The sequence below is a fragment of the Chryseobacterium sp. CS3K3.1 genome (assembly GCF_059515165.1).
The window spans coordinates 85,089-105,027 of record NZ_JCAKRV010000019.1 but is presented as its reverse complement, the minus strand read 5'-3'; the positions used below and the strand labels follow the sequence as shown (position 1 = coordinate 105,027).

The 19,939-nt window shown below is 36.0% G+C and carries 14 protein-coding genes, 1 tRNA gene and 2 pseudogenes; 10 read left to right on the top strand and 7 right to left on the bottom strand.

Annotated features, from left to right (window positions below):
* Positions 1 to 143: 143 nt before the first annotated feature.
* From AC5YGI_RS17280 to AC5YGI_RS17270, 3 genes are all read right to left on the bottom strand, one after another.
* Positions 144 to 482 (bottom strand): Mpo1-like protein, encoded by a 339-nt coding sequence (locus AC5YGI_RS17280; protein WP_110010361.1) that lies wholly within the window; start codon positions 480 to 482, stop codon positions 144 to 146.
* Between the two features lie 158 nt (positions 483 to 640).
* Entirely contained in the window at positions 641 to 2,323 is a 1,683-nt protein-coding gene (locus tag AC5YGI_RS17275; protein WP_110010360.1) for an APC family permease, read from the bottom strand.
* 104 nt (positions 2,324 to 2,427) lie between these two features.
* Positions 2,428 to 4,668: a CocE/NonD family hydrolase gene (locus AC5YGI_RS17270; protein WP_330746812.1), complete on the bottom strand. Its 2,241-nt coding sequence runs from the start codon at positions 4,666 to 4,668 to the stop codon at positions 2,428 to 2,430.
* Positions 4,669 to 4,925: 257 nt separating this feature from the next.
* Here AC5YGI_RS17270 and AC5YGI_RS17265 point away from each other — a divergent pair, with 257 nt between their 5' ends.
* From AC5YGI_RS17265 to AC5YGI_RS17250, 4 genes are all read left to right on the top strand, one after another.
* Positions 4,926 to 7,889, top strand: coding sequence for a tetratricopeptide repeat protein (locus AC5YGI_RS17265; protein WP_496169045.1), 2,964 nt, complete (start codon positions 4,926 to 4,928; stop codon positions 7,887 to 7,889).
* Between the two features lie 3 nt (positions 7,890 to 7,892).
* A complete protein-coding gene (locus AC5YGI_RS17260; protein ID WP_110010356.1) occupies positions 7,893 to 8,384 on the top strand; it encodes a hypothetical protein in 492 nt (163 codons plus the stop codon).
* A gap of 35 nt (positions 8,385 to 8,419) precedes the next feature.
* The gene (locus AC5YGI_RS17255; protein WP_496169044.1) at positions 8,420 to 10,183 is read left to right on the top strand and encodes a TonB-dependent receptor; all 1,764 of its coding nucleotides are present in this window, start codon (positions 8,420 to 8,422) and stop codon (positions 10,181 to 10,183) included.
* Positions 10,184 to 10,252: 69 nt separating this feature from the next.
* Positions 10,253 to 10,324, top strand: a tRNA-Arg gene (locus tag AC5YGI_RS17250).
* Positions 10,325 to 11,069: 745 nt separating this feature from the next.
* On the opposite strand, the pseudogene AC5YGI_RS17245 reads toward AC5YGI_RS17250, so the two are convergent.
* Positions 11,070 to 11,852: pseudogene (locus tag AC5YGI_RS17245) on the bottom strand (recombinase family protein); the annotation flags it as partial.
* Between the two features lie 48 nt (positions 11,853 to 11,900).
* Entirely contained in the window at positions 11,901 to 12,122 is a 222-nt protein-coding gene (locus AC5YGI_RS17240; RefSeq protein ID WP_202838622.1) for a hypothetical protein, read from the bottom strand.
* A gap of 349 nt (positions 12,123 to 12,471) precedes the next feature.
* Between AC5YGI_RS17240 and AC5YGI_RS17235 the strand changes: the two genes are divergently transcribed.
* Positions 12,472 to 12,999, top strand: coding sequence for a JAB domain-containing protein (locus AC5YGI_RS17235; protein WP_330746809.1), 528 nt, complete (start codon positions 12,472 to 12,474; stop codon positions 12,997 to 12,999).
* A gap of 482 nt (positions 13,000 to 13,481) precedes the next feature.
* On the opposite strand, the gene AC5YGI_RS17230 is transcribed toward AC5YGI_RS17235, so the two are convergent.
* Positions 13,482 to 14,297 (bottom strand): hypothetical protein, encoded by an 816-nt coding sequence (locus AC5YGI_RS17230; RefSeq protein WP_227942506.1) that lies wholly within the window; start codon positions 14,295 to 14,297, stop codon positions 13,482 to 13,484.
* 68 nt (positions 14,298 to 14,365) lie between these two features.
* Entirely contained in the window at positions 14,366 to 15,130 is a 765-nt protein-coding gene (locus AC5YGI_RS17225; RefSeq protein WP_496169043.1) for a helix-turn-helix domain-containing protein, read from the bottom strand.
* Between the two features lie 319 nt (positions 15,131 to 15,449).
* Here AC5YGI_RS17225 and AC5YGI_RS17220 point away from each other — a divergent pair, with 319 nt between their 5' ends.
* The 5 genes and pseudogenes from AC5YGI_RS17220 to AC5YGI_RS17200 all read left to right on the top strand — a co-directional run.
* Entirely contained in the window at positions 15,450 to 15,578 is a 129-nt protein-coding gene (locus AC5YGI_RS17220; RefSeq protein WP_330746807.1) for a hypothetical protein, read from the top strand.
* 637 nt (positions 15,579 to 16,215) lie between these two features.
* Positions 16,216 to 16,407 (top strand): DUF3606 domain-containing protein, encoded by a 192-nt coding sequence (locus AC5YGI_RS17215; protein ID WP_202838626.1) that lies wholly within the window; start codon positions 16,216 to 16,218, stop codon positions 16,405 to 16,407.
* A 40-nt stretch (positions 16,408 to 16,447) separates the two neighbouring features.
* Complete coding sequence (ligD, locus tag AC5YGI_RS17210; RefSeq protein ID WP_496169041.1) at positions 16,448 to 19,126, top strand: DNA ligase D; 2,679 nt, start codon at positions 16,448 to 16,450, stop codon at positions 19,124 to 19,126.
* A gap of 113 nt (positions 19,127 to 19,239) precedes the next feature.
* The gene (locus AC5YGI_RS17205; protein WP_227942503.1) at positions 19,240 to 19,617 is read left to right on the top strand and encodes a hypothetical protein; all 378 of its coding nucleotides are present in this window, start codon (positions 19,240 to 19,242) and stop codon (positions 19,615 to 19,617) included.
* A 102-nt stretch (positions 19,618 to 19,719) separates the two neighbouring features.
* Positions 19,720 to 19,866, top strand: a pseudogene (locus tag AC5YGI_RS17200) (JAB domain-containing protein); the annotation flags it as partial.
* Positions 19,867 to 19,939: the final 73 nt, after the last annotated feature.

The following is a 19,939-nucleotide window of genomic DNA, read 5'->3' as shown; positions in this document are numbered from 1 at the left end:
TCAAAACTCTGTTTTGTCATTCCGAGCAAAGCAAGGAATCTCAATAGTATTCATAAAGCTACGGATCGAACCGCAATGGCACGAGTTTTTTATAAGCTAAAATTTAATTTCCAGAACAAAAAAAGAATCAGAAAGTCCTAAAGCTATTCCTGCTTTTGAGGCTGGTTATTGGACGTAAAGAACTTTTGTTTCCCGATTAATAGTTCAAAAAACAGTCTGAAATCTGAAATTAAAGACCATAAAGGATATTTAAAAGTAGCCGGCTTATTTCTCTCGATCACAGCATGACTGAACCAGGCAAATCCATAGCCTACAATCGGGATGTACCAAAGAAATCTTTCTTTTCCGGAACTGATGACGTACCATAATACGAAAAATACGAGAAACGTTCCGATAAAATGGAAAATGCGGGTTCCTGTTTTACTATGCTCAGTAAGATAAAACTGATAAAACTCTCTGTATGTTTTGATTCTTTCAGACATGGCGGGTTAGTTTATTGGTTCAATTGAGTTGAAAGCAATAATTCTGCCGATTTTTAAAAGAGTCTCAAAAAGTAAAAAGGCAAAATAACAAATCAGTCTTTCCATCAGGTCTAACCTATTTGCTATTTTGCCTTTTCGCAATTTTATTAAGTACTTACTTAGCTGTCCTTTAATTCTTTTCCAAGCTTACTGTTTTTATATCCGTAGCAGAAATAAATAACCATACCGATCAGGAACCACATTCCGAACCAGAACCAGTTCTCATGGCTCATTCCTGTAAGAAGATACAGACATGAACTTAAACCAATCAATGGGATTAATGATAAATTCTTGATAAAAGCTACGACACATAGAATCAGGTTGATGATAATAAAAAAGAAAATAGAAGCTCTGAATTCTCCTTCATTAGGGTCTGACCAGTTCATCAGGTTATCAAAAAACTCAGGCTGCCATTGGTAGAAAGCCAGTAAACCTCCAATGAAAATGACAGGGAAAATGATTTTACCGTTCACGTAAGGAAGGTGGAATCTGCCTTTAATTTTTTCTTTAGCTGGAAGCATTAGTACTCCGGCACATACCAGTACAAAAGCGAAAATGGTTCCGATACTGGTAAAATCAAGGATGAACGTTTTATCTGTAAACAGGATAGGAATACCTACCACAATTCCTGTAACGATCGTTGCGTAGGATGGCGTTTTGTACTTAGGATGTATTTTTTGAAATCTTGCAGGCATCAGTCCGTCACGGCTCATGGCATACCATATTCTCGGCTGTCCCATCTGGAAAACCAATAATACGGTAGTAATGGCAACAATTGCAACGAAGGAAACAACAAGCTCCATCCAGGCTACATTAGCATTCGTTTTTTCAAATATAAATGAAAGCGGATCTCCCACACCATCAAATTTTTTGTAATCTACCATTCCTGTTAAGACCAATGTCAAAGCAATATAGATCACGGTACACAATACAAGAGAGATAATCATTCCTTTTGGTAAGGTCTTCTGCGGGTCTTTGGTCTCTTCAGATAGAACACTTAAGGCATCAAATCCGATATAGGCGAAGAATACTCCCGATACGGCACTCATTACTCCGGCAAAACCATTCGGCATGAAGGATGGTGTTCCAGTTGTCGGGCTTACCGGGGTCCAGTTTTCAGTATTGATATAAGCAAAACCAACAAGAATAACGAGTAAAATTACTCCAAGCTTTAAGATAACCAGAGAGTTATTGAAGTTTTTACTTTCTTTTACTCCTACATAGCAAAGCCATGTAATTAAACCATTGATCACCAGCGCCGGAATATCTACAATGAATTTCAAACTTCCGATTAGCGGTGCTGTTTTCCATGCATTTAACAGTTCTTTATTTTCTGAACCATATTGAACAGCTTTCCTTGCTTCAGTATAGCTGCAGGTCAGATAATCAGGAATATGCATTCCAAGACGTCCCAGGAAACTGGTAAAATAATCCGACCAGGAAAAGGCTACATAAATGTTTCCAAAAGAATATTCCATGATCAGCGCCCAGCCGATAACCCAGGCGATAAGTTCTCCAAAACTGGCGTAAGCATAGGTATAAGCAGAACCTGCAGTAGGAATTCTGCTGGCAAATTCAGCGTAGCATAAAGCCGTAAACCCACAGGCAAAACCGCAAATCAAATATAGTAGAATAACGCCGGGACCCCCTCTGAAAACGGCTTCTCCCAAACTGCTGAAACTCCCAGCTCCTATAATAGCCGCAATACCAAAAAATACAATGTCCCATACACCCAGCACTCTTAAAAGTCCCGTTGAAGTATCTGTATCTGAATAGATTTTTCTTCTAAAAAGTTGACTCATTCAATAACTATATTTGATTTGAAAAAAAGCAAATGTAATGATTTTTTATTTTGATGTTAACAGCTGTTAAAAACATTTAGGTAAAAATGCTCAAACAATGGATTTTAATCTTTATAAAGAGGTATTTCCACATAGCTGTCATTGTACCATTTTATTTCCAGCGGTTCCCCAGAATCCTTTATCGTTTCTTCACTTACATCTTTACCAGATCCATAATTAATCTGCCAGTTAGGATTTTTATTAACGCCGACCAACAAAAGGAGTTTGCTTCCTTTCTCTATCTTTTTACTCATAACATATGAGTTGTTAATGGGAATCTGTTCTGTCTTGCCCGGGTCAAGAAGCTGTCGTTTTTGATTGTTTTTTGCATAGCTGGCTCTCACGATATGAGTTGATAGTAAATAGGATTTTCCATCAGGAGAAATCTGGTACAGATAGGTTTCCGTATCAAAATCTTTTTTATTGATCGAAACATTGAAAACTCCTGACAGGTTTCCACTCATGATCATATCCTTGTCAAGAATTTCACTTTCAAAAGCGACAGAATTAGTCATTTTAATACTGTCTTTTTTACTGACATTGTAATAAATGTCTTTCTGATCCCTGTTTTTAAAATCAATAATTTGGGTTGTGAAACTTTGAGCTTCAGGTTTATTAAAGACTGAAGGCGTATTTTTTTTGTCCTGAAGATAGAATTTCAAAGAAGAATTATGCATTTTATCGAGATCACCCACATGTTTCCAGGTATTCGTATTCATGACCTGAAAATTAATTCTGTCTTTTAAAATTTCCGGTTTTTTGCCTCCTTTAAGAATATAATCAAACCATGAAAAAGCAAGATCATCAATGCTTATTCTGGCCACCGGATCAATAGGATTGCCATTCACGTAAGTAAATCCGAAACTTTGAGCTCCACCATGATTATAGGGGCCTATGACCAGATAATGATCTGCATTTTTATTGTATAAATGATGCTGTTTAAAATAATACAGTGCACCAATCTGATCATCGTCATAATATCCGGTTGTAGTCAAAATGGGAATGTTGATTTTTGAAAAATCCTCTTTGTAAGGAACCATTTTCTGCCAGTATTCATCATATCCCGGATGATCCAGCCAACGCTGGAATATTTTGCTGGGTTTCCCGCTTATTTTATCTAACGATCTGAATGATTCCCCGCTTTTGTACCATTTTGTAAAAATAGAATCCCATTTTACAGCATTGGTAAAATCAGCTTCATCGGTAAACTTATTATTGGTAACATACTGGATCCACTGAAGCATATAGCTCATGAAGATATTATTCTGAGCCGGATAATCAATCCCGATTCCCACTGCAACCTGAGGAACAATTGTTTTCAAAGCCGGATGCACTTTTTTTACGGCTGCCCACTGGCTGAAGCCTAAATAGCTTCCTCCGATCATTCCTACTTTCCCGTTGCACCAGGGCTGTTTGCTGACCCAGTCGATTACTTCGTAGATATCTTCCGATTCATGTTCAAAGGGATTGTTCACATTATTGCTGTTTCTCTTACCTCGGGTATTAACAACAGCTCCTACGTAATTATAAGCAGCGGCTCTCTTCCCAAAGAATTCATCAAATGGACCGGCATAAATATTATTGGTAAGAATTACAGGTAGTGGGAAAGTATTATCCTTTTTCCGAACAATGGTGATCGTTAAGGTATTTCCGTTTTTTATAGTAAGGTCTCTGTTTTCAATAATGAATCTTTCTCTGTCTTTTGACGCCAGCAGCTGCATCACCCGAGGTTTAATTCCCGAATAGGTTTTATAGCTTAAATAACTTTTGCACAGAGCAAGGGCAGTCCTGTAATCAATACTGTCTTTGTCTTTTTGTTTGTCAAGTATTTTTTTCAGCTGCTTTCTGGATTCTTTTACATCCCCATCAAGAGCAGGGCCGAGTCTGGGAATTAATTTTTCCGGAAGGCTTTCATATTTTGGGTTGAATACTTTCTGAAGGGCATTGGAAAATGAGGTGCTGTTTTCTTTTTGCTCCATTTTCGCAAGAGCATACAGTTCAAATCCGATATATCTGTAGTCTCCCATATTGTTATCCGCGAAGAGCTTACGGTTTTCAGTAAGAGAAGTCAGCGAATTTTTATAATCCTGAGCCACTATCTGCAAACGGAAAAGGTTATCCATAAGATCAACAGTGTTTTCCGGTTTGTATTTTACCGACTGAAGATGAGGAATTACTTGCTGTGCAAGTCCTGGAATCTGTTTTTCCAATATAACAGAGTCATTTACAGCTGTCTTTGGAAAATAAAACTTTTGTGCCTGCAGGAGGTTTACCCAAATTAATGCTAAAAGAATCTTAAATTTCATGAGATGGTGTATTTATGGTATGTTTTTAGCTGCTGTTGAAAAAGTATCAAATTAAAATATGTATTTGATAACTGTTTATTAAAATTGTTTATATTTTATCAAACGAATGTAGTAAATTTTATCATTGTATGGTGAGAAAATTTACATTGTTATCAAATAAGAATTAACTGTCATTAACACTGTTAAAACTTGCTTAAACAATAAGTTTTTAATATTTTCGTTAACTTATTTAGACTAATTTTCTTATATCAAGAAGAATGAAATCAAAAAAAATACTTTTAGCGGCTGCGGTCATCTATTTCGGAATCTCCGATGCTCAACAGTCCCAATATTTTACCCAGAAAGAAAATTACAGGTTCAATCTAGCCGAAAATCTTTATCAGACCAAAATATACAACGCTTCCCAATACGAATATGCAAGGCAATATTTCTACAATCAGAATTTGTCCCGTTCGAAAAAAGAAGGCGCCCAGTTTTTTGATAATGTGATCGGTGTGATTCTTCAGAAAAATCATGCTGAAGAAGGGTTAACCGCTTTCATGAAAGAATACCCTAATTCTGCTTATTTTGCGCAAGCTAATCTTCCATTGGCAGATTACTATTTAGCAAAAAAAGATTTCGACAAAGCGCTGGAAACTTTGAAAAAAGTAAACCAGTATCAGCTTTCGAAGGAGGAGAATACCGAGTATATTCTGAAGCTTGGATATGCAAAATTCATGACGGGTGATTCTAAGGGAGCTACTGATGCCCTTGAAGAAGCTTATAAATCAGCAGATCAGTCCCAAAAAGGAGATATTGCTTATATGCTTGGGCATTTGTATTACAGCAACAGACAGAATGATAAAGCTTTCCAGTATTTTGATTCGATAAAAGATCAGGATAAATTCTCAAAGCTGGTACGTCCTTATTATGTACAGATGTATTACAATGATAAGAACTACGATCAGGCTATTACAGAAGGAACAGCTTTGTTGAATGAAAATATTTCAGATTCTTATAAAGCGGAAGTTCATAAGATCATTGGGGAGAGTTATTTCATGAAGAATGATTACACTTCTGCCTATCCGCATTTAAAAGATTATCTGAGTGTACAGCAGAATCCATCTGAAAACGATTTGTATGAGATGGGATTTGTGGCTGCACAGCTGAAGAAATATGATGAAGCGGTTTCTTATTACAACCAGCTTCTGAACAGTAATTCTGCTTTAGCTCAAAATGCTTATTACCAGTTAGGAAATGCTTATCTGGCCGTAGATAAAAAACAGGAGGCTCTTTCTGCATTCCGTTCTTCTTATCAGATGGATTATGATGCGAAAGTGAAAAAACTGGCTCATGAGCAGTACGCTAAATTAAGTTACGATATCGGTAACCCGTTTGAAAGTCCTTCGGCGGTAATTCAAAGTTATATCAACGAAAATCAGAACGGAGCCAATGCTGCAGAAATGAGGTCATTATTGGTGAAATCTTATCTGTATTCCGGAAACTATAAAGAAACGCTGAATGCAATTGACAGATTACAGAGTTCAACTCCTGAGATCAACAAAGTAGACCAGGAGGTTTCTTATTTGTTAGGGACTGAAGAATTCAACAAAGGAAATTATGATGAGGCCGAGAAATATTTCTTAAGAAGTCTTGGTTTCAATATCAATAAGGAATTCAACAGCAGAGCTTTATACTGGCTGGCACAGGTATATTACCAGAAAGGGAATTATCCTTCTGCCATTGCTCGTTACGAAAAGCTTCTGACTGAAAACTTCCCTGAAAAACAGCAGCTGCCTTATGATTTAGGATATGCCTATTTTAAATCCAAAAAGTTTGATCAGGCTGCTACTTACTTTAAGCAGTATCTTACCAATCCGAAACCGGAGTTTAAAAATGATGCAGAACTTCGTCTTGCAGATATCCATTATGCCAACAATGATCTGAACGAAGCCATTGCTATCTATGATAAAAACGAAGATGCTACGGATTATACTTTGTATCAAAAAGCAATGGCTTTAGGATTCAAAGGGGATACTCAGGCGAAGATTAACAACCTTAAAAACCTTTTATCAAAATATCCGGATTCTGAATATTATGATGATGCTCAGTACGAAATAGGAACAGCATATGCCGCTCAGGATGATTTTGCGAACTCCAATGACTATTTCGGAAAAGTAATTAAAGGTTCTTCTGATAAAGATCTGATTGCGAATGCTTCTATCTATAGGGCGCAGAATTACATCGACCAGAATCAGAATGATAAAGCACTTTCTGAATTAAAATCTCTGGGTGAGCAGTATAAAAATACGGCCTATGCTCAGAAAGTAGTTCAGGCTGCAAAACCTATCTTTACGAAAAACGGAGATGTTTCAGGATATGAAACTTTCGCAAGAAATATTGGAGTAAATGTAGATGCTGCTGAAATTGATGAGATCAACTTATCTACAGGTAAGCAGTTGTTTGCGAAGAAAGATTATAAGAATGCCATTTCTTATTATGAAAAGTATCTGACACAGAACCCAACAGGGGAAGGGTTGTACCAGGCGAAGTATGAATTGGGAGAGAGTTATTACCAGACCAATAATTCAACCAAAGCTTTACTTGTTCTTCAGGAAGTTGCTGGAATTCAGAATGATTACCAGGATGATGCACAAACTCGTTTAGCTCAGATCTTCCTTGCACAGGGTAATACTGCTGAAGCTAAAAAGTACCTTGAAGGCATTAAAAATTCTTCTAACATCAGCATTAAAAACTATGCAAATGTGGAATTGATGAAACTGTATGCGGAAGAAAATAATTTCTCAGAAGCTGAAAAATTAGCCAATGCAGTAATCGCCAATTCTAAAAACTCGGCAGCCGTTATTGAAACTGCGAAAGTGATCAAAGCAAGAAGCCTGATGAACTCAGGAAAAGATAAAGATGCACAGACTGCCTATTCTTCTCTTGAAAAATCATCCAATACTTCAGTAGCTGCAGAAGCTTTATATGCAAAAGCCTACTATCAGAACAAAGGAAAAGCTTTCAAGTCTTCTAATGAGACGATCTTTAAGCTTGCCAACAACTATGCATCAGAAGAATTCTGGGGAGCAAAAGCTTTGGTATTGATGGCGAAAAACTATATCGGCCTGAAAGATAACTACCAGGCAAGTTATACCTGTGATCAGATCATTGCAAACTACAAGGATTTCCCTGAAATTGTTGCAGAAGCAAAAGAAGTTAAAAAACAGATTAAGAAATAGTACATGAAAGTTTTTAAAATTTCCATATATTCTTTTTTAATTTCTGCTTCACTCTGGAGTTGCATTCCTTCGTACAGTGCCTATCCAAAAGAGTATAACCATGCAAAAGCTGACTTCCAAAAACAGAAAGCTTTTGTAGTGAATAAGGATCTTAAGAAAGAATTTGAGATTTTAAAACATTCTGATATTTATGAAATTGTAGAAGACAGTACCAATGTATCTAAGATAACATTGCATCCGATGAAAACCTATACTCCTCCTTGCGGAAACCCAATGATAGGAAGTATGATCACAGTCGGGTTACTGCCTTCAGCATTTCCTTATGATATTGTTTACAGTTACGATGTAGCTGAGAATAGTGCAACGAAAAATTATCAATACAAATTACAAGTTTATCAAAGCCTTTGGCTGTTTAATATATTCAGACTGGGGAGAACTTTTTCAAAACAGTCGGGGAAAGCTTTATTAGGCAGTTATATTGCTTCCAATAAATAAAAGCCCGTTATATATTTTTTTCAAATAAAGAAAATATGAACAAGAAAATTCAATTATTATCCATATTATTTTTAGGGGTTTCGTCGGTGGCGTTTTCCCAGATCAAGGAAGAAAAGCTGGTTCTTAACAAAAAAAGAGAACCGGAAGTGAAGAAGATCGAGAAGAAGAAAACTTCTGTGGAAACCATTAAAAATTATCCGCCGGAAGAGAAATCGCAGACACCTGTGAAGTATACCATCACAGATGTTCCTGCTGTTTCGGATTTCAAAACTTCAACCATTCAGGGAGAGGACGTAGCACCAAAATTTGACGGAACTGCTCAGAATAATTATTTCCAGTTCGGAATGGGTAACTATGGGAAAATCCTGGTAGATGGAAACGTTTCAAAAAACCTTGAAAATAAGCTTGAAGTAGGAGCTGATGTTCATGTTTTGTCTACGAATGGTCTTAAAAAAGATTATGACTGGAAATCCGGGCAGACTTCAGCCAATGTTGGTGCTTTCTTAAACTCTTACGGAGAAAAGGGGAAGTTCAACCTTAACGCTGAATATGGCTTAGACAGCTATAATTATTATGGGATCTACGCTATGCAGCCTACCGGAGAGCTTGATCTGAAACAAAAAGTAAATCAGTTTAAAGTAAACGGGTACTACGATTTTTATTCCAATGAAATCTTAAATGATATAAGAGTAAAATCATCATTCCTGAAGGATCATTTTGATGCTCAGGAAAATCAGGTGTCTATTCTTGCCAATTTCTCCAAACATGCTGTTGAATTAGGAAAATCAGGAATCAACCTGAATGCTGACCTTGGAGTAGGATTGGATGCGGTAAAGACAGATTTTGCCATCAGGGATAAAAACTCTGCTAACTTCTTCAATACCAGCCTGACTCCGAAAGTAACTTTCAGAAAAGGAGACTCTTATTTGACGTTAGGATCTTCATTCTCTTTCCTGAATGCTAAAAACTCCAACGATCAGTTAGAACAGCAAAAAAATAATAAAACCTATTGGTTCCCGCAGGCGGAGTTTCAGTTTGCCGCTGCTAATGAATTTAAATTCTACGGAGGGGTAGACGGTGGTTTGAAACTGAATACATACGGAGATATGTTACAGACGAATCCATTTATCCTTTCTGATCAGTTTTTAAAGCCCACAGAGACAAAATATCATTTTTATGTAGGATTAAGAGGAGATATTGATGAAACGCTGAAATACGACTTCTCTGCAGGTTATGGAAAAATGAGAGATATTATGTTCTTTAAGGCCAATGATCTTTTCGATAACAACTCTGTTAATCGTTCTGCCTACAATTTTGCCAATACATTCTCTGCAGTGTATGATGACGGAAATGTAAGCGATATTAAGGGTAGTGTGCAGTATTTCCCATTGGCTAACCTTATTTTAGACGGAGAGTTGAGGTTCACCAAGTACGATCTTAAGACTTACGACAACATTTATAACGTTCCTTTGTTCAATGCGAGCATCGGGGCAAAATATACGATGCTTGACAAGAAGTTATTACTTGGATTCAAAGGAATCTTTGCAAGTGACAGAACTACAAACTCTTATGCGATAGAAGGGATAGGTGATCCTAACATCATTTACCAGTCTACAGAGAATACAAATGATAAAGTTGGAGGGTATGCTGATTTAAATCTTTCCGCAGAGTATAAAATTCACAAAAATTTCAGTATTTTCGCACTCGGAAATAATCTTCTGAGCTCAAAATACCAGACGTACAAAGGATATAAAGTCCTGGGTGCACAGATTCTGGGAGGGGTGAAAATTACTTTCTAAAACATAAAAGGCAATGATGATAAATAATCAGGTATTACTCATTATTTATCATTCATTATTTATGAATACGGCTGCATAGTTTAATGGATAGAACTTCGGATTTCGGCTCCGACAGTGAGGGTTCGAATCCTTCTGCGGTCACTCGGACGGACGAGACATTTTTTTTAATGTTTTGTCCGTCTTTTTTTGTTTGTAAACTATTGTTAATGTGTAAGATATAAGATAACGCAGAATTTAATTTTGGTGTTCGAAACGCATTTTCTTCAAACTCAAGTTTTTCTGATAAAATCGAACACAATATGTCACGTTTAGTTTCTGTATCTCCTTGTGAGTAGAGCTTTGACAGATTAGGTATGATCTTTAGAACCGTTTCAACTTTTTTCGTGATATCAAGATTTTTTCTTGTCAATTTCTGATTTTGTAATTCCATTTCTAAATTGTCTAACTTAGCTTTGGTACCAGATTTTATGAGACGGTAATCATCATAATCTAGCAGATCGTTCAAGTATTTGTCTCTGGCATTGTCTAATTTATTATTTAAATCTTGTAATTGCGAGATAAGATCTTTTTTTCTGTCATCAACATTTTGTTGGATATGTTTAAAATTAAACAGTATTATTTCCTTTAATAATTGTTTTGCGCTTTCGTTAAAACTCAATGTTTTTAATTGCTCTTCAAAAATTGTATTGACCACAGTGGAATTGTATCTGTAGCCACACTTTGAATTACAATGGTAATAGTAATATATTTTAAGTTTGCCCTTGGAGCCGCTTCCTGAGATATGTTCCCCACATCTGGGACATTTCAGAAAACCTCTGAGTGGTAAATTCTCCGAAACAAGAATTTTGCCCCTTGGCCTTTCATCCTTCGCTTTTCCAGTGAGTACCTGCTGAACTTGGATAAATAATGAATCAGAAATCAGGGGTTTATGCTTTCCTTCAACAATACATTCCTCCTCATCTTTATAAGCCTTTATAAAAATTTTGCCACAATAAATAGGGTTACGGATAGACTTATAAAATGAACTTCTACTGATAGGACTTCCTCCCATCGAATTCATTTTTTTGCGTATTTGGTCTATGGCATATTTTCCTTTAGAAAGTTCGTTAAAAGCCCAGCGCATGTTTGATGCTTCGGGTTCTTTTATAGCCACATATTTTCGGCCATCTTCAGTACATTTATTGATGTACCCGTAAGAAGCGGTTCCCATAACTCGTCCTTCTTTCTGCGCTCTTCTCATTCCGTATAATGTATTTAACGCTCTGCGATCATTTTCTACTTCTGGAGCAGCAAGGTAGATAGCAAGCATCATTTTATTTTCAGGGATACTTGTGTCCAGTGGCTGTTCAATAGCTTGTGGAGAAATATTGTGATTTTGTAGCAGCTTAATCATTTGATAGGCGTCGCCAGCATTTCGACTAAAGCGATCCCATTTGGTAAAAAGCAAATAATTGGATTTTGTACTCCTTTTTTTTATATGATTGACATATTTAATCCATTCTGGCCTTACAAAGTTTTTTGCCGAATGATCTTCAAATATCGTCTGACCAATAATTAAATTGTTTTGTTTGCAGTAACGCTCAAGCCGTTCAAACTGATCCCTCTGAGAATAACCTTTATCCGCCTGTTCGTCGGTAGAAACCCGAATGTATAAATCTGCTATCTTCATGATCTTTCTATTGTTATTCAAAAAAAAATAATTTATGCAATATAAGAATTATTTGGTAATAAACTCTTTTATAATGAGTTCTGCAATTTTGTGCAAAATTTCAGAGATTACTTTTACTTCTTGGTCAGTTAATTTTAGCCCCGAATTTAAAAGTATTTTTTTTGTTTTTTCAAAAGGAAGTTGCTGAATAGTATGATAACTATATAATGATCTTGGTAATGTCTTTATAGCATTACTTTTTCTTATTTTATGATTACGATTTCTCTTCATAAACCATCTCTATTTAGTCAGTTCCGGTACTATGTGTTTAACTATGAGTTAAATTACTATTAACTGCTTTATCATGTTGAATAGCTGCTCATTTGGAACATAATGTCTTTTGCTGGCTTATTTAATTGAATATTGTTTACAGATATTTCAAAAATAACCGGTAAAAAGGCAGCCAAGTTGTAACGGTCAGCCTTTCTATCTATATCCCTGTCAAAAGACTACGGCATAAACGGTTTCCTCCCTAAAGGTACCCTCCAGTTATTCCGTTTCCTTTTGCCTTTCACTTTGCCCGTAACAATAATCTGCTTTCTTTTTTCCAGTTTTTCTTTTGAGAAATATCAATAGAGTCTTGAGCTCAATAGGAAGAGGAATTGATTTAATAATTAAGCAGGTACGGGAAAAGAAAGGCTCCGCCGTATCCGGAGCAAAACAAATGAAGTTTAATATTGTCAATGAAATTAAATTAACTTATTCAAGAGAAGGGAATGCCGAAAAACTGATAACAAATTCAGATGATGCGGTTGAAGTATTCAGAGCACATTTTGATAGTAGCCAAATTGACTATAGAGAATCATTTTATGCACTCTATTTGAATCATGCACATAACGTTTTAGGAATAAAGAAAATTTCGGAATCTGGAATTTCTGCAACACTGGTGGATATTAGAATTATTATGCAGGCCGCCTTATTGTGTAATGCGTCATCTATTATTGTAGCACATAACCATCCATCGGGAAGTTTAAAACCGTCATCTGAGGATCTGAAAATGACCGGTAAAATCAGGAATGCCTCTGAATTTTTAAATATTCAACTGCTGGATCATTGTATTTTAACATCTACAGAATACTTATCATTTGCTGATGAAGGTTTACTGTGAGAGATTTTGTAAATTATAAATCATAAAAACGGCGATTAAAGATTGCCGTTTTTTTAATTTTCGGCGAAAAGACAGATCTTCCTTTGGTCGAAGGTGTTTTTTCGCGGTAAATTTATATTGTACGATTGGGAGCATATTTGATAATTTTTGCCCTGACCAGATCTCTGTTTTTTACCTTTAACCGCTGATGGCAGCCATCGTTTTTTTCAAATTTTTCAATACGGGATACGAACTGTATTCTTTAACCAGTGTATTATCCATATTTCCATCTTTTAAAGTAACAAGTGCCATGCTTCCGCCACAGTTTATTGTTAACTTATTAAGGAAATAATACTTGATTCTTGTAATTCAATTCTTTTTAAAGATGAAAAAATCTCATAATATTTCAAAATCCAAACAAACTATCACATGGGTACAAACTCAGATTCGTTTCATTTAAAGCGTAAGGTATATAGTAGTAGACATAAAGGATTATTATAGTATTACCTAATCTTAAGCTGCCATGTCTGCTGAACATTTCCTTTACTTCTCAAGGCCTCCAGCTGTTGGGGAGATGCAGAATTCAATAAACTGGGAAGGCTGCTGAATTTTTCAAATTCAGGTTCATATTTATTTATAATAATAAATCCATTGTCATAAAAAAATTGTTCTGCCTGGTCAAAAGAAACAAAATAATTTTCCATGACATTATTTGATTTAAAGAAGCGTGCCCATTTTTTATCCTTATCGCTACCTACGGAACCTGTTTCGTGTTTGAGATAAATATCAGCTGTTACCCAGGTTCCTCCGTTTTCCTGCAAGACCGAATGTATATTTTTAAGGATTTGAGACTGCTTTTCTCTATCAAAATACATGAGCAGGCCTTCATTAATAATAAGAAGATCCTCATCTTTAGTCAGAATACTGCCGGGGTTCAAAACGTCAAATTCCTGAAACTTAAGGTTGCCGGGAACAGGAATATTCAGACGTTTTAACATTTCCATTTTTTCATTCATTACCGTCCTGAGATCAGTATCAAAATAGATCCTGTCAGGATTTTTACTGGTGTATTCCAACCCACGCAATGAATATCCGGCTGACAATTCAAGTACTGCCGAGGAAACACTCTTTTCAAGGAAAAAGTCAAGGGAAAGGTAGCGCATTTCAAAATGGAGCACACTTGCCCTGAACCCAAAATCTGAATTCAGTGGATTGTCAATACTGAAATACTTTGCAATTTCTTTTGCATACGGTATAGTCGTAGTTGCAGCTTTAAAGGTAATAAGCTCTTTTGCTGTGTCAGTTACTTTGTTTAGCATATTGTTCTGTTTTTTTTCTGCAAAGTAACAGTACAGATGTAGTTGGTGATAGGAAAAAACAGACCTGTTTATTTTTTAATAAACTCGTTTCCCAGTTTATTGTTTTTTTTCAGAAATACATTCGGTTGTAATGTTAAGACTTTACGGAAGCTTTGCAAAAAATGGGATTCATCATAAAAAAGATCGTACAGTTCATTTTTATTCTCTGGTTTTTTATTTCTTATGTAACGGTTAAATATCTCCTGAAAACGTACTATTGAGGCATATTCCTTGGGAGTAATTCCAGTCTGCAACTTAAAGAGTTTGTTAAGGTGGCGTTGCGAAGTATTAATTCCTGCAAAAAGATCTTTAATTAAAATATTGCCCTTGTGAGCGTTTATTTGTTCCGCAATATGGACAACACGGCTATCTGGTTCAAACCTTATCCTTTCTGTAAGCAGTTCGGTAAGCTGAGTTACTGATTCCTGAAGGTTTCCTGAAAAATCTGTCAAAACTTCAGAGCCGTCAAGCTTTCTTTTTGAGATGGAAACCACTTTGCTGAGATAATTGGAAAGATCGCTACCTGCTATTGAGTAATAACCGTATGGCTTGAAACTGATACCGATGGAATGTACGGGAACATTGCCTTTGAGCACAATTTTAGTATGGTGCTGTCCTACCAAATGAAGATCAAATGTCGAATGATGATAAGATTGATTTTGAATAATATGTTCATATTTCCCACTATAATTCCATATGACGATCCAACGACCTGATGGAATTATAGCTGCTTGTTCATCAGCTTCCATCTGCTCCGGGCTTTCAAATGACCAGATAGATTCAACATAATTCATTAAAGCTTCTGGTATTGGATAATATTTCATTTTAATTGGCTTAAATTAATTATTGAAGATATTTCTCATAAATGCAATATCAGCTAAACACATGCAATTTTACAACTTCAAAAAAGAATAAATAATATTATAAATTGATTTAAAATACAAATATGCTACTGGAAAATATCTTTATATTTTAAATTTATTAATATAGATTATGTTTGGTTTATATTTTTAACTTTTAACCAGTATTTGCTAGGGATATGGCTTGAATTTTGATATTTGTTTTTACCAATTTACTAAGATTTTTTGTTGAATCACTTTAAATGAAAAGAATATGATCATCGATGAAAATCTTTTGCTCGAAAATGGAGCTGTTTACAAAGACTATGCTGACAAAGAAATAATCTTTCATTTTGGTAGCATTCCTCAGTATTATTTCCAGATTGTTACAGGAACAGTATAGGTAAATACTTACCATGAGGATGGTAAGGAATTTACTTTTAACATTTTATCAGCCGGACAGAGTGTTGGCACATCGCTTTTACTATTTATTTTTTGAGTAGTTGTATGAATCGGAATTTCCATTCTAGAACACCACTTTACGTGGTAGATTCCTGATATGCATTTTCGATGTCTATCGGTAGTTTATTTTACCTGATACGATATCGGTCTTGTAACCGTATATTGTTCTGTCTCCAATATCTGAAACCATTACAGTAAGGATTTCTTTTCCTGAAGCATTATATCTAAGTTCTGAGAATTGGCTGCGTGGATCAGGTTGGAGCTTAATTTTATTTTGCTCAGTTGTTTATTACAAAGCTGGAAAGCTTACCGAATGTTTATTTTAATAATAGATGAATTGAATCTGAGTGTCAATTACCTAAATTATATGTTCAAGGATTAAAGTAGGAAGACGACCCAACGGCATCTTCATAGCCGGTCGATAGAGATAGCCTAAGAATTACTTTGTAATTCATTCTTCTCCTATTTATCGTTGTTGGTACAGTAAATCCTGTGATGATAAAATATATTTTCGCAAAACGGCTTGGTTTTTGTAATTTTTTTAACCTACAAAATATTTATTCTCAAAACATCAGATCATGGCAGACAATAAATCCAAAAGAGGTTCATCTGACCGAAATAAAGTCAGCGGATCGGAAAATTACGAAATCCAATATTTTAAGGAAAAAATGGGAGTGACATCTCAGGCTGTAACAGGAGCGATAAGGGCAACCGGATCGAATGACCGTAAAATACTTGAAAAATATCTCAAGGAAAAACATAGAAAGTAAAGATTCTTTACTCACTGCAATAAATCTTAAAACTATTTTTATGGGCTTATCTGAATACCGCAAAAAGCGTTCTGAAGAAAAGACCCCAGAGCCTTTTGGAGGAAAACCAAATGGAAAAGAGCTGCATTTTGTGATTCAGAAACATGATGCCTCACATCTTCATTATGATTTTCGTCTTGAAATGGATGGGATATTAAAAAGCTGGGCAGTGCCAAAAGGGCCTTCAATGGATCCTGACATAAAAAGACCGGCTATGATGGTTGAAGATCATCCTTATGACTACCGGAATTTTGAAGGTATTATTCCCAAGGGGCAATATGGTGGTGGAACTGTGATCGTGTGGGACCAGGGGACTTATATGCCGGCAGATTTGCAAGATGAAGATCATACAAAACAAGAGAAGAATCTTCTTCATCAACTATATTCCGGGAAACTTAAGTTTATACTCAATGGTGAAAAGCTTAAAGGAGAGTTTGCTCTCGTAAAAGCGCATGGAAGGGGGGATAACGGCTGGCTGCTGATGAAGCTTGAAGATCAATATGCCAGTGAAAAAGATATTACAGAGAAAGGTAAGTCAGTGATTTCCGGTAAGACAATTGAACAGATGGAAAAAGCAACGGCTAATATCTATGGAAAAACAGATATTAATGAAGATGAGGCTGTAAAGAATAGGAAAAATACGAAAAGGAAAGCTGGAACCGATAAAGAACCTGAAAGTAAGAGTAACATCAAATCTCTTCTTAATAAATCGCCTGAACAAAAATTTTATACCCGAATTGAGCCGATGCTGGCAACATTGGTTGATAAGCCGTTTGATAATGATGAATGGATCTATGAAGTGAAATGGGATGGGTACAGAGCGGTAGCATTTATGAATGATGGTGAGGTTGAATTAAAGTCCCGTAACGATAAAAGTTTTGGCGAAAAATTTTATCCTATATATGATGAACTTAAAAAATTGAATCTGAATGCAGTGATAGACGGTGAAATTGTTGTCCTGACCCAAAAGGGTACCGCTGATTTTGGACGGCTTCAGAATTGGCGGAGCGAAGCAGATGGCGATCTGGTTTATTATGTGTTTGATATTCTATGGTATGAAGGCAAAGACTTAAAGGATCTTTCCCTTTTGGAAAGGAAAGCGGTCTTAAGGAAAGTGCTTCCTGAAAGTAACAGTATTATTGTCAGTGAACATTTTGAAACGTCAGGTACTGATTTTTTAGAAGAAGCGAAAAGGCTTGGCCTTGAAGGTATAATGGCAAAACGTAAGGACAGTGTTTATCATGTACATAACCGATCCCGGGATTGGCTCAAAATTAAAGCTAATAAAAGGCAGGAAGTTGTGATTGGCGGATATACCCTGAACGATGATTCCAATAAGCTCTTCAGCAGTATTCTTGTTGGAGTATATGAAGGCAGTAAATTCATATATACAGGAAAAGTAGGAACAGGATTCAATAGAAAGCTGCAGACGGAAATGATGGAACTTTTTAAACCGCTGATTATCAAAAAAGCACCTTTTGCAGAAGAGCCTGATGTGAATAAACCCTCACGGTTCAGACCCAACCCTCCACATGCAACGGTAACATGGCTTCGTCCTGAATTAGTGTGTGAAGTAAGCTTTGCAGAGATGACGAGTGATGGTGTTATGAGGCATCCTTCTTTTGAGGGAATGAGAGAGGATAAAAATGCGAAAAAAGTTGTTCTGGAAACAGAAGCACCTATAGAAAAGCTAGTAGAAGATCACCCTGGTAAAATGATAAAAGCAAGAACCGGGACCAGCCGTAAAACTCTTCTTAATCCGAAAGATAAAAGCCAGGTGCGGAAAATAAACAGACATGAACTCAAATTTACCAATCTTGATAAATTATTCTGGCCTAAAGAAGGGATCACAAAAAGAGATCTTATTAATTACTATTACCAGGCAGCCCCTTTTATTCTGCCTTATCTTAAAGACCGTCCGCAAAGCATGAACCGTTTTCCCAACGGTATCGAGGATGAAGGATTTTATTTCAAGGATGTTACGAAAACAGCTCCCGATTGGGCAGAAACTTATTTATATCATAGCGATACCGATAATAAAGACCGGCATTATCTTGTAGGAAAAGATGAGGCTACATTGCTGTATATGGCTAATCTGGGATGTATTGAAATGAATCCATGGAACAGTACCATTAAAAAACCTGAGCATCCTACTTTTTGTATTATTGATCTTGATCCGGATAAAAATTCATTTGAGCAGGTGATCGAAGCAGCGCAGGTAACAAAAGGTATTCTGGATGATATGGGGGTTCCAAGCTATTGTAAAACAAGCGGATCTACCGGGCTGCATATTTATATTCCTCTCGGAAATAAATACACCTACGAACAGTCAAAAGAATTTGCAAGAGTAATTGTTACTCTTGTACATAAGGAATTGCCTGAATTTACAAGTATCGAACGGACCATAAAGGATAGAAAAGGGAAGATGTATCTGGATTTTTTACAGAACAGACCTCATGCTACCATCGCAGCAGCTTATTCTGTCCGTCCGAAACCCGGTGCTACAGTTTCCATGCCGCTTTACTGGGACGAAGTTAAAAAGGGCTTGAAGATTGCTGATTTTCATATTTTCAATGCTATAGAAAGAATGCAGAGCGAAGGAGATATTTTTAAACCGGTATTAGGCAAAGGAATTAATCTGAAAAAGATCGTAGATCAGTTTTCGGATGAAATTAGGTAAAGAAGCATATCGGGATCAAGCATTTTTAAATATTAATATTTGCATCAAGACTACAGACCAATTCCTGATTTTATCAGTTTAAGTTTTCAAATTATTAAATTTGGAAGTCAAATTTGAAATGCAGTAAAAGTGGAATCAACAGACAATTTCGAATCTCATCTCTATTTCAGCTATACAAAGCACTGAACTTTCCTGTAGACCTGTTTGATCTTATGGAGGGATTCACTATTTTCAATTTAAGAGATATCCCGTTCAAACTTCCTTATCAATCTGCGTCTTACCGACCCAATTTTTCTCTTTTTTTGTTCTTCAAGAATGGCAGTGGAAGATATACAATCGATGAGCAAAGCTTTGAAGCTGAACCACATTCAATCTATTTTACCAATCCAAGTAATTATCGGACATTCAGCTGGAAGGAAATCGAGGACATTTTGTTAATTACTTTTGACGAAACCTTTCTTAAAAGTACGTTGGTGAAGATGTTTACGTAGATTTTCCATTTCTTCTTATTTAAACTGTAGACCAAGAGTGGTGACAGATGATTTTTTCCAAGAAGTTAAAGAGGTTAATGTCATTGTAGCACCAACCATCCTTCGGGAAGTTTAAAGCCGTCATCTGAGGATCGGAAAATGACCGGTACAATCAAGAATGCCTCTGAATTTTTAAATATTCAACTGCAGGATCATTGTATTTTAACGTCAGCAGAATACTTGTCATTTGCTGATGAAGGTTTACTGTAAGTGATTTGTAAATATAATCATAAAAAAACAGCAATTAAAGATTGCCGTTTTTTAAATTTTTTGGCGAAAAGAC

What these genes read in the sequence shown, in the direction of transcription:
- AC5YGI_RS17215 (WP_202838626.1), top strand. Translation starts at nt 16,216, where the DNA reads ATGGCAGACAATAAATCCAAAAGAGGTTCATCTGACCGAAATAAAGTC.
- AC5YGI_RS17275 (WP_110010360.1), bottom strand. Translation starts at nt 2,323, where the DNA reads ATGAGTCAACTTTTTAGAAGAAAAATCTATTCAGATACAGATACTTCA.
- AC5YGI_RS17240 (WP_202838622.1), bottom strand. Translation starts at nt 12,122, where the DNA reads ATGAAGAGAAATCGTAATCATAAAATAAGAAAAAGTAATGCTATAAAG.
- AC5YGI_RS17280 (WP_110010361.1), bottom strand. Translation starts at nt 482, where the DNA reads ATGTCTGAAAGAATCAAAACATACAGAGAGTTTTATCAGTTTTATCTT.
- AC5YGI_RS17260 (WP_110010356.1), top strand. Translation starts at nt 7,893, where the DNA reads ATGAAAGTTTTTAAAATTTCCATATATTCTTTTTTAATTTCTGCTTCA.
- AC5YGI_RS17265 (WP_496169045.1), top strand. Translation starts at nt 4,926, where the DNA reads ATGAAATCAAAAAAAATACTTTTAGCGGCTGCGGTCATCTATTTCGGA.
- AC5YGI_RS17270 (WP_330746812.1), bottom strand. Translation starts at nt 4,668, where the DNA reads ATGAAATTTAAGATTCTTTTAGCATTAATTTGGGTAAACCTCCTGCAG.
- AC5YGI_RS17230 (WP_227942506.1), bottom strand. Translation starts at nt 14,297, where the DNA reads ATGCTAAACAAAGTAACTGACACAGCAAAAGAGCTTATTACCTTTAAA.
- AC5YGI_RS17225 (WP_496169043.1), bottom strand. Translation starts at nt 15,130, where the DNA reads ATGAATTATGTTGAATCTATCTGGTCATTTGAAAGCCCGGAGCAGATG.
- AC5YGI_RS17220 (WP_330746807.1), top strand. Translation starts at nt 15,450, where the DNA reads ATGATCATCGATGAAAATCTTTTGCTCGAAAATGGAGCTGTTTACAAA.
- AC5YGI_RS17255 (WP_496169044.1), top strand. Translation starts at nt 8,420, where the DNA reads ATGAACAAGAAAATTCAATTATTATCCATATTATTTTTAGGGGTTTCG.
- ligD (WP_496169041.1), top strand. Translation starts at nt 16,448, where the DNA reads ATGGGCTTATCTGAATACCGCAAAAAGCGTTCTGAAGAAAAGACCCCA.